This is a genomic window from Serratia sp. CY31944 (genome assembly GCF_052169175.1).
In the GTDB taxonomy this organism is placed as follows: Bacteria; Pseudomonadota; Gammaproteobacteria; order Enterobacterales; family Enterobacteriaceae; genus Serratia; species Serratia sarumanii.
On sequence record NZ_JBJNLG010000005.1, the window covers coordinates 217,981 to 233,621 of the forward strand.

The window sequence follows — 15,641 nt, forward strand, 5'->3', positions numbered from 1 at the left end:
CCGTGTTTTAACGTGACTGGAGGTGGTTAAAACCTTAATTGTGGTATTTAAATCTAAATATTTGAACTTTAATAGTTAATGATTCTTTTTTGATCGGCTGGGGATATTCTTGTGGCGTCAAGCAGACTGGCTAAACGCAGTGATGCAAACGGCTGGCTGAGAATGGACGAAAGAAAGAAAACATATTCAACATTGAAGGGAGTTATACCATGAAGAAAATGACACTGGCTCTGGCGATCGTTTCCGCCTTTGCAGCGGTCAGCACTGCTCAAGCCGCCGACGTTACCGCTCAGGCGTTGGCAACCTGGTCTGCGACCGCCAAGAAAGACACCACCAGCAAACTGGTTGTGACGCCGATTGGCAGCCTGACCTTCAACTATGCAGAAGGCATTAAGGGTTTCAACAGTCAGAAAGGCCTGTTTGACGTCACCGTGGAAGGCGATACCACGGCCACCGCTTTCAAACTGACCTCAAAACTGGTCTCCAATACGCTGACTCAGCTGGATACTTCCGGTTCTACGCTGGAAGTCGGGGTGAACTACAACGGTGCTGCGGTAGAGAAAACGGCTGAAACCACCATGATCGACACCACCGCCGGCATTTTGGGCGGCAATCTGAGCGCCCTGTCCAACGCCTATAACCAGGCCGGCCGCACCAGCGCGCAGGATCAATTCACCTTCAGCATCATCGGCGCGACGTCAAACGGCACCACCGCCGTCACGGATTTCAGCACGTTGCCGGAAGGTATCTGGAGCGGCGACGTCAGCGTCGAGTTCAACGCGACCTGGACTTCCTAATCCCCCGAACGATCTGCACCTGGCAGGGGGGAGACCTCCTGCTATTTATCGCTCATCAACGCCAGTGGAATACCGCAATGACACGCTTTTCTCTCGCCGTCACCCTGATGTTAATGCTGCTGCGGCCGGCTTTGGCTCTCGATGTGGGTGAGATCAGCTCCTTCATGCCTGGCGACAGCGCGCGCCTGAGCAAGGAAATCAAAAACACCACCGACAGCGGCCGGCTGGTGAACATCAAGATCGAACGCATTTCCAGCCCCCTGGCCTCCGGTACGGCGATCCCGATGAGCAGCCGGGATGAAATGCTGCTGTCGCCCGCCAGCCTGATCTTGCCGGCCAACGCCAGCGACGTGATCCGCTTTTACTACAAGGGGCCGAACGATGCTCAGGAGCGCTACTACCGCATCGTTTGGTTCGATCAGGCGCTGAGCGAGGCGGGGCAAAACTCGGCTCGGCGTAATGCCATGGCCACCACGTCGGCGCGCATCGGCACCATTTTGGTGGTGGCGCCTCGGCAGGATCGCTTCGCCTATCAGTTCGCCAACGGACGGATCAAAAACACCGGCAACGCCACGTTCAAAGTGGTGGCCTACGGCAATTGCAGGAACAAGCAAGACGGCAGCGACTGCAAGGAGAACTATTTCGTGATGCCGGGCAAGGAACGCGCCTTCAGCAAGGTTGACGTCAACGATAAAAAAGGGCGCGTCGCGCTGTGGCACGGCGAACAGTTTATCCCGGTGAAGTAATGCGCGCGTTATCCACGATGGATGCAAAACAATCACGCAAGGAGTGGCATGTGAACGCTGTGCTGTTGAAAACGCTTTTGGCTGCCGGTGCGCTGGCGCTGCCGACGCTGTTACCTGGCCGTATGGCGATGGCGGCCGGTTTGACGCAGATTAACGGCGTGCTGATCCCGCACACTTTCAGCCTGGCGTTGCGCGAGGGGATGAGTATTCCGCTGTTGTTGCATTATGAAAAGAGCGATGGCGTCAAAGACGACAGCCGCATCGGCCATGCCTTTCTCTACCTGGATCAGGACAGGCTAACGATTCGTCGGGTGACGCTGGAGGATAACGACGACGGCGCCCGGCTGACGGCGGCGATAGCCGGCCAGCTGCAGGCTTTGCAGGATGCGCCATTCGATCGGCAGCAGCATATCCGGGTCGCGGACGACGCCTGGCTGGCGCTGGATTTCCGGCAGCTCAACCTGCAGCTGGTGGTGAAGGAATCCGCGCTCGGAACGGTGCTGCGCGCCCGCTCCAGCGACATCGGCGCGTCCAGCGTGGATGCCGTAAGCAGCACGCTGGATTATAACCTCGGGGTCTACGATAACCGGGCCCGCGCCAGCGAAGGCAATACCTCCAGTTATTTATCGCTCAACAGCGTTACCGCGTTGCGTGAACACCACGTGGAGTTGAACGGTTCCATCTACGGTATCGGCAGCGGCGATGAAAACGCCACGCTGTACAAAGCGATGTACGAGCGTGATTTCGCCGGCCGCCGTTTCGCCGCCGGCATGCTGGACAGCTGGAATCTGCAGTCGCTGGGGCCGGTCACCACCATCAACTCGAGCAAGATTTATGGTCTGTCCTACGGCAACCGCGCCAACTCGACGGTATTCGATAATTCCCAATCGCTGACGCCGATCGTGGTTTTTTTCCCCTCGGCCGGCGAGGTGCATTTGTCGCGCGATGGGCGGCTGCTCAGCGTGCAAAACTTCACGATGGGCAACCATGAAGTGGACACCGGCAGCCTGCCCTACGGCATTTATGACGTCGAGGTGGAGATCGTGGTCAACGGCAAAGTGGTCGATAAACGCATGCAGCGAGTGAATAAACTGTTCAGCCCCAATCGCGGCGCCAATGCGCCGCTGGCCTGGCAATTCTGGGGCGGGATGCTGCGCATGGACGACTGGCGCGGCGAACGGGAACGCCACCGCCCGGCAAAGGACTCTTATTTGCTTGGCGCTTCGGCTACCGGCAATCTGCAAACGCTTAATTGGGCGCTGTCGGGGTATTCGTTTGACGGCAACGCCGTCGGCGAGAGCCGCGTCAGCCTGCCGGTGACCGAGTCGATTCAGATCAACCTGCAAAATATGGCGGCCTCCGATCGCTCCTGGAGCCTGGTCAACAGCGTCAGCGCCGCGTTGCCCGGCGGCTTCAGCAGCGTATGGATCAATCAGGAGAAAACGCAGATTGGCGATCGTCTGTTGCAAAATGACGCCTATAACCGCGCCGTTGGCGGCAGCCTTAATCTGGGGGCGCTGTGGTCTCCGCTGGGCACCCTGAGCGCCAGCTACAACGACGATAAGAAGAACGACAGCCACTATTACAACGCCGACTATTACCAGAACATCTTTACCGGCCGCTTCGGCACGCTGGGCGTGCGTGCGGGCGTGCAACGCTACAACAACGGCAGCAGCAACGCCAATACCGGCAAGTACATCGCGCTCGATTTTTCACTGCCGATGGGCAACTGGCTAAGCGCCGGCGTTTCCAATCAAAACGGCTACACCACCGCCAACCTGGCGGCGCGCAAGGACATCAAGGACGGGCCGATCCGCACCCTGGGCGCCAACCTGTCGCGGGCGATTTCCGGTGATACCCGCGGCGACAACCGCTTCAACGGCGGTGGCTATGCGCGCTTCGACACCAAGTATTCTGCCGGCACGCTCAACGTCAGCAGCTCCGCCGACGGCTACGTTAACAGCAGCCTGACCGCGAGCGGCAGCATGGGCTGGCAAGGGCGTGATATTGCCATCAGCGGCCGCAACGAAGGCAACGCCGGGATTATCTTCAATACCGGCATTGAAAACGACGGCCTGCTGACCGCACGGGTTGACGGCCGGATGGTGAAGCTGAGCGGCAATAAGAATTACCTGCCTTTGTCGCCTTACGGTCAGTACGACGTTGAGCTGATGAACAACAAAAACTCGGCGGAGAGCTTCGACATCGTCACCAAGCGCAAGAGCAAGCTCACCCTGTATCCGGGCAACGTGGCGGTGATCTCGCCGGAGATAAAACAGATGGTGACGGTGTTCGGCCGCATCAAGGCGGAGGACGGCACGCTGCTGGCCAACGCCTATATCAAGAACCATATCGGCCGCACCCGCACCGATGAGAAAGGCGAATTTATCATGGACGTCGACAAAAAATTCCCGGTTATCGATTTTACCCACAGCGGCAATCAGACGTGCGAAGTGGATTTGGATCTCAGCAAGGCGCAAGGCGCGGTGTGGGTCGGCGACGTGATCTGCACCGGGCTGAAAACCTATGCGGGCAATCTGTCATCCGGGGAGTCTGACCATGAGAGCTAACGTTGCGCTGTTGTTGTTGGCGCTGGTCGCCCCCGCGCTGCAGGCGGCGGTCAGCCAGACCAACTGGCCGGATGCGGCGGTAATGAAATTTGTCTTCGTGGAGAACAACGCCGACGACAACTTTTTCGTTACGCCGGCCGGCGGGCTGGATCCGCGCATGACCGGCGCCAACAAGTGGACCGGGCTGAAATACGGCGGTTCCGGCACTATTTATCAGCAAAGCCTAGGGTACGTGGATAATGGCTACAACACGGTGCTGAATGCCAACTGGCGCTATGACATGTGGCTGGAAAATGCGCCGATAAAGAATCCGTTCCTCGGCTTGCGCTGCATCAACTGGTATGCCGGTTGCAATATGGATACCAGCTTGATTCTGCCGCAGACCACCGACGAAAAGGGATTTTACGGCGCCGTGGTCACGCCCGGCGGCGCAAAATGGATGCACGGCATGATGTCGCCGAGCTTCTATCAGTATCTGAAGCAGATGGCGGCGGGTGACGCTTTCAGCATGCAGATCAACGGTTGCCAAACGTCGGTGGCTTACGACGCCGCGGCCGGCGGCCGTTGCCAGGATCAGGCCAGCGGCAACTGGTACAAGCGCACCGTCACGCACAGCAAGGCCGCCCACCTGCGCTTTATCAATACCAACGCCGTATCGGAGGTGTTCGTCAACAGCGATGGGGTGCCGATCATCGGCGAGGGCAATGCCGATTGCAAGAACCAGACTATCGGCGCCCGCTCGGGCATCATGTGCAAGATGGTCAGCTATGATTTGCAGACCGACGGCAGCGTCAGCAATACCTCGATTCATGTTTTCCCGGCGATTAACCATGCGGCGCTGTCATCCGCGGTGAACGCCGCCGACCTGCAGTTCAGTCTGAACGGCAACACCTGGAAAAACACGTCGGGCACCGGCAGCTACTATACCTTTAACGAGCTGAAGAGCAGCAACGCCGTCTATGTGTTCTTCTCCAGTAATTTCTTCAAACAGATGGTTGCGCTGGGGATTTCCGACAGCGGCACCCGCGATCTGATCAATTTCCGTTTTCAGAACACCACCTCGCCGGAGTCGGGATGGTATGAGTTTTCCACCTCAAACCAGCTGATTATCAAGCCGCGCGATTTCAGCATCAGCATTATTTCCGATGATTACGACAACAGCCCACATCGTGAAGGTTATGTCGGCCCGGCGGAGCCGGCGCTGGAGTTCGGCTACCTGGTGACTACCAGCGGCAAAACCGCCGCCGATCAGGTGAGGGTGATGGCGACCGGGCCGACTCAGGCGATCAACGGGGTGAACTATTGCCTCTTTTCTTCCGCGGATAACAGTACCCAGGTGCCGTTTCCCGCCACCCTCGGCATCACCACCAGTACCAACGGCCAGCAGAGCTTCGCCGCCGGCTGCGATGGCCAGTGGCACGACATGACCAATGCGCTCTGGAGCAGCACCCCGTGGAATGATATTTCCGGCGAAGTGGGGGTGCTGAACAAGACCCGCGTGACCTTTAGCATTCCGATGAATAATCCGATCTCGCTGAGAACCGTCGACGGCAACGGTTGGTACGGCGACGTCAGCGCCGCCGGTGAAATTCATGTCGAAGCCACCTGGCGCAACATCAATTGAGGACAGTGCGTGAAACTTGTGCTGATAGGGTTGCTGTGTCTGTCCTTCCCCTTTACTGCCGCCGCGATCAATGTCGGCACCCTGACGTTTGCCATGGATCAGGATCGCTCATTCACCGCCAAGCGGGTGTTGAATAACAACCGCAGCGCGCGCCTGTATCAGGTGAGCATTCGCGCCATCGATCGGCCGGGAGAGCGCGAGGTGCGCAGCCGGCCGGCGGATGGCGAGCTGCTGTTCGCGCCGCGCCAGCTGACGCTGCAGGCCGGGCAGGCGGAGTACTACAAGTTTTTCTACCGAGGGCCGCAGGATAATCGCGAGCGTTATTACCGGGTATCATTTCGCGAAGTGCCGACCCGATTGTTCGAGCCGGGGCCGCGTCGGGGCGCCGGCGTCAACCTGGAGCCGATCGTGGTGATGGACACCATTCTGGTGGTGCGCCCGCGTCAGGTAAACTTTGCCTATCGGCTCGATACCCAGCGCGGTACGCTCACCAACACCGGCAACACCTACTTCAAGTTCCTGCTCAAGCCGGGCTGCAACAGCACGGATGAAGAGGGCGTCACCGAATACCTGCGCCCCGGCGATACGCTGACCCATGCCGGTATTCGGCTGAAGGGGCAGAAATTCATTATTTATAACGACAAATTTATCAGCGTCGATCGCAGCTGCCTCGATTAACGCGGCGGAATGGCAAAGCGGAAGCAGGCGCCGCTTTGCGCTTGTTCGATCAGCTGAATATCGCTGTCGTGCAGCTGCAAAATGCGCCGCACGATCATCAACCCCAGCCCGCCGGAAGGGCGCCGGGCGCCGCTCAGGACAGACGGGCGCACGAACAGATCGGCGCGCAGCGTCTGCGGAATACCAGGGCCGCTGTCGCTGACCTGCACCATCACCCGATCATCCTGCCGCCACAGCCGCACGCCGATGTCGCCGCCGGGCGGCGTATGGCGAATGGCGTTGTCCAACAGGTTGGTCAGCACCCGCTCAATCATGCTGAGATCGGCGAACACCGGCGGAATGCCGGGGGGAATGTCGGCGTGCAGCCGCTGGTTGCGCGCCTCCGCCGCCAGCTCGAACTTTTGGAACACGTCCTGCAACAGCTCGCTGAGGGAGAAGGGCTCTTTCTGCGGTTTCACCACGCCATACTCCAGCCGCGCCAGCTCGAACAGCTCCTGCGCCAGCTTGCCCACCTTGCGGCTCTGCGCCAGCGCGATCTCCAGATAGCGCTGCCGATCGGCTTCGCTCAGGGTGGCGGCTTTGACCGACAGCGTCTCCAGATAGCCGTGCAGCGAGGTGAGCGGGGTGCGCAGATCGTGCGAGACGTTGGCGATGAACTCGCGCCGCAGCCGATCCTGCTGCGCCAGCGTTTGCCACTGTTCGGCAAGGCGCTGCGCCATGCGGTGGAAGGCCTGCTGCAGCTGGCTGACTTCGTCGCGCCCGGCCCTTACCGCCGGCAGCGCCGCGTAGGCCTGCACCGCCTCGATGCCGCCGCTGTCCAGCGCGCTGACCTGCCGGGTCAGGCGACGGATAGGGCGCGTCACCCAATAAAACGCCAAACCGCCGGCCAGCAGGCTGAACAACACCATCAGCCCGGAGGTCCACAGCGCCATCCTGACCGCCGAGTTGAACTGGGCGTTGCTGGCCAGCGCCGTGTACTCTTCGCCAAGCAGCACCACGTACAGATAGCCTTCGATCCGGCCATCAACCTTTAGCGGCGCGACGCTGAACACCTTGCGCCCGTCCGCGCTGCGCGGATCGTCGCCATACACCGGCATCGGCGCGCCACCGAGCAGCGCCTGCAGCGGCGGCAGCGCGACCCGCTGCCGCTTCAGATGCCCGGCCGGCGCGGCGTTGCCGATAATCGTGCCCTGTTTGTCGAGCAGGTAAACCTCAACGCTGGGATTCACCGCCATCAGCTGATCGAACAGGGTATGCACCGCCTGCGGATCCGGCCCGTTCACCCCCAGCAGCGGGTTGCTGTCGGCAATATGCTGCGCCAGGTTGCCGGACAGGCGCTGGATCACTGCCTGGCTGTACTGGGTGCTGCTGCGCACCTGCATCCAGCCGGAAAAGGCGCAGCCGATGACGATCAGCAGCGCGAAGATCAGCGTGAGGCGTTGCGCTAACGTAAGGTTTTTCATGGCTCACTCTTGCGGCGCGGCCGCGAATTTATAGCCCATGCCCCACACCGTGAGGATGCGCTCGGGTTCCGCCGGGTTGCGCTCGATCTTGATGCGCAGCCGGTTGATATGGGTGTTGACGGTGTGCTCATACCCCTCGTGCTGATAGCCCCAAACCTGATTCAACAGGCTCAGGCGCGAGAATACCTGGCCCGGGTGGCGGGCGAAAAAATACAGCAGGTCGAATTCGCGCGGCGTCAGCTCGACCGGCTGCTGGTGCAGGTGCACTTCGCGGGCGATGGGATCGATGGTCAGATCGTTGAAACTGAGCACGCCGGCGTCCATGCGCAGGTTGCGGCTCATCGCTTCCTGGCGGCGGAACAGCGCCTTGACCCGCGCCACCAGCTCCAGCATGGAGAAGGGCTTGGCCAGATAGTCGTCGGCGCCCAGTTCCAGCCCCAGCACGCGGTGTACCTCGCTGGAGCGCGCGCTGATGATGATGATCGGCGTGTAGCGCGTCATGGTGCGCGCCCGGCGGCAAATTTCCAATCCGTCCACGCCCGGCAGCATCAGATCGAGGATGAGGGCGTCCCAGCCGCCCTGTGCCAGCATCGCCATGCCCTGGTTGCCGTCGGCGGCGTGGCTGATGGCGTAACCTTCGTCGCGCAGATGCAGCTGCAGCAGTTCGGCGATGTCGCCGTCGTCCTCGACGATCAAAATTCGTTTTGGCTTGTCCATTCTCATTACCGCTGATTGCCCGTTTCTCTCTGAAGTCTACACAACCCCCACCGGCGGAGTTATCACATTTTATTTAACTTTGCGTGAGGTCTTGGGGAACAAATCCGAGGAATACTCGGCTCATCGCCTCATTGGTCGCCAGGAGTTCGCATGAGCCTCATTCTCACCCCGGAACAACGACAGACGGTGCATCCGCTGTGGCTGCGGTTGACGCACTGGCTGAATGCGCTGGCGATGCTGATCATGGTGACCAGCGGCTGGCGCATCTACAACGCCTCGCCGCTGTTCAACTTCAGCTTTCTCAATGAGCTGACGCTCGGCGGCTGGCTGGGCGGCGCGCTGCAGTGGCACTTCGCCGGCATGTGGCTGTTCGGCGTCAACGGGCTGTGCTACCTGCTGATCAACCTGGCCAGCGGGCGTTTCAAACGCAAATATTGGCCGCTCAGCCCACGGCAGTTTCTCGCCGATATAGGCGCCGCGCTGCGCGGCAGGCTGCAACACGCCGACCTGCGCCACTACAACATGGTGCAGCGCGTGGCCTATCTGTCGGTGATGATCCTCGGCGCGTTGAGCGCGCTGTCCGGGCTGGTGCTGTGGAAATCGGTGCAGTTTCCGCTGCTGCGCACGCTGCTCGGCGGCTATGAGGCGGCGCGCTATATCCACTTTTTCGCCATGTCGGCGCTGGTGGCCTTCGTCGCGATTCACCTGGTGATGGTGGCGCTGGTGCCCCGGACGCTGCTGGCCATGCTGCGCGGACGCTAAGGAGTGAATGATGGAAAAGGATAAACAGATCATGACGATCGATGAAGGGCAGGCGATCGTCAAAGAAGCGCAGCGGCTGTTGAGCGCGTCATCCCGCCGCCGCTTTCTGCGCAATGGCCTGACGCTGGGCGGCATCGCCATGCTCACCGGCTGCGATCTCAGCGATAACGCCAACGTTGAACAGGCGCTGAGCCGCATGTCGCGCTTCAACGATCGGGTGCAGGGCTGGCTGTTCAACGGCGATCGCCTGGCGCCGGTCTACCCGGAATCGATGATCACCCGGCCGTTCCCGTTCAACGCTTTCTACGCCGAGGAGGACGCGCCGGACATCAACGGCGACGACTACCGGCTGGAGGTGGCCGGACTGGTGCAGGACAAACGCGCCTGGAGCCTGCCGCAGCTGCACCGGATGGTGCAGGTCAGCCAGGTGACGCGCCATATCTGTGTCGAGGGCTGGAGCGCCATCGGCAAGTGGGGCGGCGTGCCGTTCGCGACCTTCCTCAAGGCGATTGGCGCGGATCTGAGCGCCCGCTACGTCAGCTTCAAATGCGCCGACGACTACTACACCAGCATCGATATGGCCACCGCGCTGCATCCGCAGACGATTATCGCGCTGACCTATGACGGCCAGATCTTGCCGCGCAAGTACGGCTACCCGATGAAGCTGCGCATGCCGACCAAGCTGGGCTACAAGAATCCGAAACACATTCAGGTGATCGAGGTCACCAACCGCTTCCCGGGCGGTTACTGGGAAGACCAGGGCTACAACTGGTTTGGCGGCAGCTGAGGCGGCCGCCGGCCATTCTCCGGCACTCCGGTGCCTTTGACATGACGGAAGGAAATACCATGAAAAAGTTATTTGCAATGATGATGTGCAGCGCGCTGATGCTGGGCGTAGCCGGCGCCAACGCCGCTGATGGCATGAGCAAAGACGCGATGAAAAAGGACGGCATGAGCCAGATGTCGCACGACGGCATGGCGAAAGATGGGATGAAGAAAGAGTGCATGGGCAAGGACTGCATGAAGAAAGACAAGATGGGCAAAGACGCCATGAAAAAGGATGGCATGGCGAAAGACGGCATGAAGAAAGACGAAATGAAGAAGGACGCGATGGGGCACTAAGCCGCCGCACTCCGCGGCCGCCAGCGGGCGATCCGCGGCGGCCGTGGGCAACATAAGGAGAGAGGATGATGCTGGCGACATGGCTGCGGCGCTTTCAACGCTCGAACGGGGACGTTATCTTTATGCGCGCGGCGCTGGTGGTGATCTTCGCCGCCTTCGGCTACGCCAAATGGTTTGATTACGAGGCGCAGGGGCTGGTGCCGCTGATCGGCAACAGCCCGCTGCTGAGCTGGATGCATCAGGCGTTCGGCATCCGCGGCGCCAGCTATGCGCTGGGCGTCGCCGAGTGGAGCTTCGGTTTGCTGCTGCTGGCGGGATTCTGGTCGCGGCGGCTGGGGTTGCTGGGGGCGATCGGTTCGACGGTGACCTACCTGACTACGCTGACGCTGATCTTTTCCACGCCGGGTGCCTGGGAGCCTTCCGCCGGCGGTTTTCCGGCCATGGCCGGCGCCACCAGCTTTTTGATCAAGGATCTGGTGTTGCTGGCCGGTTCCCTGGTGCTGCTGAAAGCCGATTTGCCGGCCGAGCAGGCATAAAAAAGGGCGTAGCCTGGCTACGCCCTCTGGTTATTGATCGACCGTCACATATCCGGGAAGGTCAGGGTGCCCCCCGGCGCTTCGCGATGAATGTGCAGGAAGTTCAGGTGCTTCTCGTACTGGTCGAGGATATCGCCAATCACCTGTTCCTTGCTGTAGTCCATCAGGTCGTTGCCCTGGGTGCCTTCCATCAGGAAGGTTTCCAGCCGGTAGTAGTGCGACTTGCCGGAGCGGGCGCGGTAGGTGAAGCCCGGCACCGAGTAGCGCATCGGCCAGATCTGATAGATGAAGTTCTGTTCCTCGCCCAGGTGCACCAGCAGCTCCAGGTGGTTCAGGCGCTCGTCTTCGGTCGGCGGCACTTCACTGAACTCCACTTTCGCGCCGCGCAACTCCAGCTCGCGCGCCACGTCCTGCATCGCCGGGCGGCAGACTTTATCCAACATTTTCTGCGTGTACTGGGTGCCCGGGTAGTTCATCACCCGCGACAGGCGCTGTTTCCAGTTGAGCACGTCGTGGCTGGAGACCGGCACCGGCGCCAGGGTGCTGAGCGCGCTGGCCTTGCGGTAGTCTTCCACCCGCAGCGATTTATACAGCCCGGCCATCACGAAGAAGATCACGAAGCTGAACGGCAGGCCCATGATCACCGTGGTTTTCTGCAGCGCCGGCACGCCGTCGGTCATCAGCATGCCGATGGTCAGCAGGCCGATGGCCACCGACCAGAAAATCCGCAGCCAGTTTGGCGCATCATTATTGATGTCGGCCAGGCGCGAGGTGAAGTTGCCCAGCACCAGCGAGCCGGAGTCCGCCGAGGTGACGTAGAACAGCAGGCCGGTGATGGTGGCCACCGAGGCGCTGAAGGTGAAGCCGGGGTATTGCGCCAGCAGGCTGTAGAAGCCGCGCTCCGGGAACTGCATCACTTCCTGCGCAAACTCGGCGTTGCCGTGAATGATCTGGTACAGCGCGCTGTTGCCGAAGATTGACAGCCACAGCAGGGTGAACACGAACGGAATGATCAGCGTGCCGACCACGAACTGGCGAATAGTGCGCCCGCGCGAGATGCGCGCCAGGAACAGGCCGACGAACGGCGACCACGCCACCCACCAGGCCCAGAAGAACAGCGTCCAGTTGTTCATCCACTCCACCGGCCGATCGAAGGCGAAGCTGTTGAGCGTCATGCCCATAAAGCGGTTGATGTAATCGCCGACGTTGAGCACCAGCGCATTGAGCAGGAACTCGGTATCGCCGAAGAACAGCACGAACAGGATCAGGCCCAGCGCCAGCAGCACGTTCAGCTCGGACAGGATGCGGATGCCCTTGTTGACGCCCGAGGTGACCGAGATGGTGGCCATGATCACCGACAGCAGGATCAGCGAGCCCTGCACCGTCAGGTTTTCCGGGATCTCGAACAGCACCTTGAGGCCGTAGTTGAGCTGCACCACGCCGATGCCCAGCGTGGTGGCGATGCCGAAGATGGTGCCGAGCACCGCGGCGATGTCCACGCTGTGGCCGATCGGGCCATTGATGCGCTTACCGAAGATCGGGTACAGCGCCGAGCGGATGGTCAGCGGCAGATTGTAGCGATAGCTGAAGTAGCCGAGGGCGATGCCCATCAGCGCATACATCGACCAGCCGGTCAGGCCGTAGTGGAACAGCGTCCAGACCATCGCCTGGCGCGCGGCCTCCAGCGTTTGCGCGTTGCCTTCCGGCGGCATCATGTACTGGGTCACCGGCTCGGCGACCGAGAAGAACATCAGGTCGATGCCGATGCCGGCGGCGAACAGCATCGCCGCCCAGCTCATCAGGCTGAACTCCGGCTTGGACTGCTCCGGCCCGAGCTTGATCGAGCCGAAGCGCGAAGCGGCGATAAACACCACGAACACGATGTACAGCGTCGCCGCCAGCAGGTAGTACCAACCGAAGGTGGTCGACACCCAATTCAGCGTGCGGGTGATCCACTGCCCGGAGAAGTCGGTGAAAAAGATGGTCATCAGCGAGAAGGCCAGGATCAGCCCCGCCGAGGTGAAGAAAACCACAGGGTTGAGGCGGTCCTGCTGCGGTTTGGAGGAGGTTTCGTGGGTTGTCATCGTCATCCTCTGAACTGAGTAAAATCGTGCCGCTCCGCATTTCGGGGCGCGTTGGCGCCGCCGGAAAACGGGCGAATGAAGGCGGCGGCCACCCCATCAGGAGGGCCTGAGTGACGCCGCTTTCGCCTGTTAACGAAGCGCCGGCGCGCTTCGCGGCGGGAACCGCTTACAGCCACTGATTTTGGTCAGATTCGTTAATTACCTCACAAAAATCAGCCAGTTCCACAACCAGATAGTACAAATTTTTAACCAGGCGGCAATAAAATATATGCAATTTTTATTGAACGTTCAATCAAAAAAAAGTTTAATAGTCCCCATGATGACCTGAATCACGGGCGAAACGGCAGTGAAATTTGCCCGCTGAGATAAGGCCGAATTCGGTTTTGTGAGAGTCGAAATATGCCAAAGGTAGGAATGCAGCCAATCAGAAGGCAGCAGTTGATTGATGCCACGCTCGCCGCGGTAAACGAAGTGGGAATGCATGACGCCACCATCGCGCAGATCGCGCGGCGGGCCGGCGTTTCCAACGGCATCATCAGCCATTATTTCAAGGACAAGAACGGCCTGCTGGAAGCCACGATGCGCTATCTGATCAGCCATCTGGGCGAGGCGGTGAAGCTGCGTTTGCAGGCGCTGACCGATAACAGCCCGGCGGCGCGGCTGCAGGCGATCGTCGCCGGCAACTTCGACGACAGCCAGATCAACAGCGCGGCGATGAAGACCTGGCTGGCCTTTTGGGCCAGCAGTCTGCACCAACCGCAGCTCAACCGGCTGCAGCAGGTGAACGGCCGCCGGCTCTATTCCAACCTGTGCGCCGAGTTTCGCCGCGTCATGCCGCAGCCGCAGGCGCGGTTGGCGGCCAAGGGGCTGGCGGCGCTGATCGACGGACTGTGGCTGCGCAGCGCGCTGCGCGGCTCGGCGTTCAATCAGGCGCAGGCGCTGGCGCTCACGACCGAATACATCACGTTCCAACTCCGGGGGCAGACGCCGCCCGGAGGATAACTCAAGGAGATCCTATGTCCCGTTTTGGCTTGCAGAAGCTCTATATTCATGGCGCCTATGTAGACAGCACCGCTGGAAAAACCTTCAACGCCATTAACCCGGCGAACGGCGAAGTTCTGGCGGAAGTCCAGGCCGCCGGCGCTGAAGACGTCGATCGTGCGGTGGCCAGCGCGGCCAGCGGGCAGAAAGTGTGGGCGGCGATGACGGCGATGGCGCGTTCGCGCATCCTGCGCCGCGCGGTGGATATTCTGCGCGAGCGCAACGATGAGCTGGCGGCGTTGGAAACGCTGGATACCGGCAAAGCGATGTCGGAAACCACCGCGGTAGACATCGTCACCGGCGCCGACGTGCTGGAGTATTACGCCGGCCTGATCCCGGCCATTGAAGGCGAACAGATCCCGCTGCGCGAAACCTCATTCGTCTACACCCGCCGCGAACCGCTGGGCGTGGTGGCCGGCATCGGCGCCTGGAACTACCCGATTCAAATCGCGCTGTGGAAGTCCGCGCCGGCGCTGGCGGCGGGCAACGCGATGATCTTCAAACCGAGCGAAGTCACCTCGTTGACGGCGCTGAAGCTGGCGGAAATTTACACCGAAGCCGGCCTGCCGGACGGCGTCTTCAACGTGGTGACCGGCAGCGGCGCGGAAGTGGGGCAGTACCTGACCGACCATCCGGGCATCGCCAAAGTCTCTTTCACCGGCGGGGTGAAAACCGGCAAGAAGGTGATGGCCAACGCGTCGGGGTCGACGCTGAAAGAAGTCACCATGGAACTGGGCGGCAAGTCGCCGCTGATTATCTTCGACGACGCCGATCTGGATCGCGCCGCCGATATCGCCATGATGGCCAACTTCTACAGCTCCGGCCAGGTGTGCACCAACGGCACCCGCGTCTTCGTGCCGGCGGCGCTGCAGGCGCAGTTTGAGGCGAAAATCCTCGAGCGGGTGAAGCGCATTCGCCTCGGCGATCCGACCGATCCGCAGACCAACTTCGGGCCGCTGGTCAGCTTCGCGCACATGGAATCGGTGCTGCGCTTTATCGAAAGCGGCAAGAACAGCGGCGCGCGCCTGCTGTGCGGCGGCGAACGCGTCACCCACGGCGAATTCGGCAAGGGCGCTTACGTGGCGCCGACGGTATTCAGCGACTGCCGCGACGACATGGAAATCGTGCGCGAGGAGATCTTCGGGCCGGTGATGAGCATTCTCAGCTACCAGAGCGAAGAGGAAGTGGTGCGCCGCGCCAACGATACCACCTTCGGCCTGGCCGCGGGCGTGGTGACCAACGATCTGGCGCGCGCACACCGTGTGATCCACCAGCTGGAAGCCGGCATTTGCTGGATCAACACCTGGGGCGAGTCGGCGGCGGAAATGCCGGTCGGCGGCTACAAGCAGTCCGGCGTTGGCCGCGAGAACGGCCTGACGACGCTGGAACACTACACCCAGATCAAATCGGTGCAGGTTGAGCTGGGCGAATACGCCTCGGTATTCTGATCTTCCCATCGTCTTTCGGGCCGCAGCCGCGTTGGCTGCGGCCGACAATCTCT

Annotated in this window: 14 protein-coding genes; 11 read left to right on the forward strand and 3 right to left on the reverse strand. The window is 60.9% G+C overall.

Going from position 1 to position 15,641, the window contains the following annotated elements:
- Positions 1-209: 209 nt before the first annotated feature.
- The 5 genes from ecpA to ACJ8IN_RS08225 all read left to right on the forward strand — a co-directional run bounded on the left by ecpA (position 210) and on the right by ACJ8IN_RS08225 (position 6,415).
- Positions 210-797 carry a common pilus major fimbrillin subunit EcpA gene (gene ecpA, locus ACJ8IN_RS08205; RefSeq protein ID WP_033646847.1) on the forward strand — a complete coding sequence of 196 codons (588 nt, stop codon included), beginning with the start codon at positions 210-212 and terminating at the stop codon, positions 795-797.
- A 77-nt stretch (positions 798-874) separates the two neighbouring features.
- Positions 875-1,543: a hypothetical protein gene (locus ACJ8IN_RS08210; protein ID WP_060438939.1), complete on the forward strand. Its 669-nt coding sequence runs from the start codon at positions 875-877 to the stop codon at positions 1,541-1,543.
- A 17-nt stretch (positions 1,544-1,560) separates the two neighbouring features.
- Positions 1,561-4,113 carry a fimbrial biogenesis outer membrane usher protein gene (locus tag ACJ8IN_RS08215; RefSeq protein ID WP_308326139.1) on the forward strand — a complete coding sequence of 851 codons (2,553 nt, stop codon included), beginning with the start codon at positions 1,561-1,563 and terminating at the stop codon, positions 4,111-4,113.
- Entirely contained in the window at positions 4,103-5,737 is a 1,635-nt protein-coding gene (gene ecpD, locus ACJ8IN_RS08220) for a fimbrial adhesin EcpD (protein ID WP_308325553.1), read from the forward strand. Before ACJ8IN_RS08215 ends, ecpD begins: the two co-directional genes overlap by 11 nt.
- 9 nt (positions 5,738-5,746) lie before the next feature.
- A complete protein-coding gene (locus tag ACJ8IN_RS08225; RefSeq protein WP_060438937.1) occupies positions 5,747-6,415 on the forward strand; it encodes a fimbria/pilus periplasmic chaperone in 669 nt (222 codons plus the stop codon).
- Here ACJ8IN_RS08225 and ACJ8IN_RS08230 read toward each other — a convergent pair.
- Positions 6,412-7,878, reverse strand: a complete 1,467-nt coding sequence (locus ACJ8IN_RS08230; RefSeq protein ID WP_164097626.1) for a sensor histidine kinase — start codon at positions 7,876-7,878, stop codon at positions 6,412-6,414. The genes ACJ8IN_RS08225 and ACJ8IN_RS08230 overlap by 4 nt on opposite strands.
- 3 nt (positions 7,879-7,881) lie before the next feature.
- Entirely contained in the window at positions 7,882-8,595 is a 714-nt protein-coding gene (locus ACJ8IN_RS08235; RefSeq protein WP_060429772.1) for a response regulator transcription factor, read from the reverse strand.
- Between the two features lie 150 nt (positions 8,596-8,745).
- Between ACJ8IN_RS08235 and ACJ8IN_RS08240 the strand changes: the two genes are divergently transcribed.
- From ACJ8IN_RS08240 to ACJ8IN_RS08255, 4 genes are all read left to right on the forward strand, one after another.
- Entirely contained in the window at positions 8,746-9,357 is a 612-nt protein-coding gene (locus ACJ8IN_RS08240; RefSeq protein WP_197772414.1) for a cytochrome b/b6 domain-containing protein, read from the forward strand.
- 10 nt (positions 9,358-9,367) lie between these two features.
- The gene (locus tag ACJ8IN_RS08245) at positions 9,368-10,144 is read left to right on the forward strand and encodes a molybdopterin-dependent oxidoreductase (RefSeq protein WP_060421476.1); all 777 of its coding nucleotides are present in this window, start codon (positions 9,368-9,370) and stop codon (positions 10,142-10,144) included.
- Positions 10,145-10,203: 59 nt separating this feature from the next.
- Positions 10,204-10,479, forward strand: a complete 276-nt coding sequence (locus ACJ8IN_RS08250) for a pentapeptide MXKDX repeat protein (protein WP_073529618.1) — start codon at positions 10,204-10,206, stop codon at positions 10,477-10,479.
- Positions 10,480-10,544: 65 nt separating this feature from the next.
- Complete coding sequence (locus ACJ8IN_RS08255) at positions 10,545-11,015, forward strand: YkgB family protein (protein WP_033637683.1); 471 nt, start codon at positions 10,545-10,547, stop codon at positions 11,013-11,015.
- A 44-nt stretch (positions 11,016-11,059) separates the two neighbouring features.
- On the opposite strand, the gene ACJ8IN_RS08260 is transcribed toward ACJ8IN_RS08255, so the two are convergent.
- Positions 11,060-13,099, reverse strand: coding sequence for a choline transporter (locus ACJ8IN_RS08260; RefSeq protein ID WP_060427989.1), 2,040 nt, complete (start codon positions 13,097-13,099; stop codon positions 11,060-11,062).
- Positions 13,100-13,498: 399 nt separating this feature from the next.
- Here ACJ8IN_RS08260 and betI point away from each other — a divergent pair, with 399 nt between their 5' ends.
- Together betI and betB are read left to right on the forward strand one after the other, a co-directional pair.
- Positions 13,499-14,101 carry a transcriptional regulator BetI gene (gene betI / locus ACJ8IN_RS08265; RefSeq protein WP_004939107.1) on the forward strand — a complete coding sequence of 201 codons (603 nt, stop codon included), beginning with the start codon at positions 13,499-13,501 and terminating at the stop codon, positions 14,099-14,101.
- Between the two features lie 14 nt (positions 14,102-14,115).
- Entirely contained in the window at positions 14,116-15,588 is a 1,473-nt protein-coding gene (gene betB / locus ACJ8IN_RS08270) for a betaine-aldehyde dehydrogenase (protein WP_033653381.1), read from the forward strand.
- Positions 15,589-15,641: the final 53 nt, after the last annotated feature.

Coding starts and splice junctions, on each gene's coding strand:
- betI (WP_004939107.1), top strand. CDS start 13,499: ATGCCAAAGGTAGGAATGCAGCCAATCAGAAGGCAGCAGTTGATTGAT.
- ACJ8IN_RS08235 (WP_060429772.1), bottom strand. CDS start 8,595: ATGGACAAGCCAAAACGAATTTTGATCGTCGAGGACGACGGCGACATC.
- ecpD (WP_308325553.1), top strand. CDS start 4,103: ATGAGAGCTAACGTTGCGCTGTTGTTGTTGGCGCTGGTCGCCCCCGCG.
- ecpA (WP_033646847.1), top strand. CDS start 210: ATGAAGAAAATGACACTGGCTCTGGCGATCGTTTCCGCCTTTGCAGCG.
- ACJ8IN_RS08215 (WP_308326139.1), top strand. CDS start 1,561: ATGGATGCAAAACAATCACGCAAGGAGTGGCATGTGAACGCTGTGCTG.
- ACJ8IN_RS08230 (WP_164097626.1), bottom strand. CDS start 7,878: ATGAAAAACCTTACGTTAGCGCAACGCCTCACGCTGATCTTCGCGCTG.
- ACJ8IN_RS08240 (WP_197772414.1), top strand. CDS start 8,746: ATGAGCCTCATTCTCACCCCGGAACAACGACAGACGGTGCATCCGCTG.
- ACJ8IN_RS08255 (WP_033637683.1), top strand. CDS start 10,545: ATGATGCTGGCGACATGGCTGCGGCGCTTTCAACGCTCGAACGGGGAC.
- betB (WP_033653381.1), top strand. CDS start 14,116: ATGTCCCGTTTTGGCTTGCAGAAGCTCTATATTCATGGCGCCTATGTA.
- ACJ8IN_RS08210 (WP_060438939.1), top strand. CDS start 875: ATGACACGCTTTTCTCTCGCCGTCACCCTGATGTTAATGCTGCTGCGG.
- ACJ8IN_RS08250 (WP_073529618.1), top strand. CDS start 10,204: ATGAAAAAGTTATTTGCAATGATGATGTGCAGCGCGCTGATGCTGGGC.
- ACJ8IN_RS08245 (WP_060421476.1), top strand. CDS start 9,368: ATGGAAAAGGATAAACAGATCATGACGATCGATGAAGGGCAGGCGATC.
- ACJ8IN_RS08260 (WP_060427989.1), bottom strand. CDS start 13,099: ATGACAACCCACGAAACCTCCTCCAAACCGCAGCAGGACCGCCTCAAC.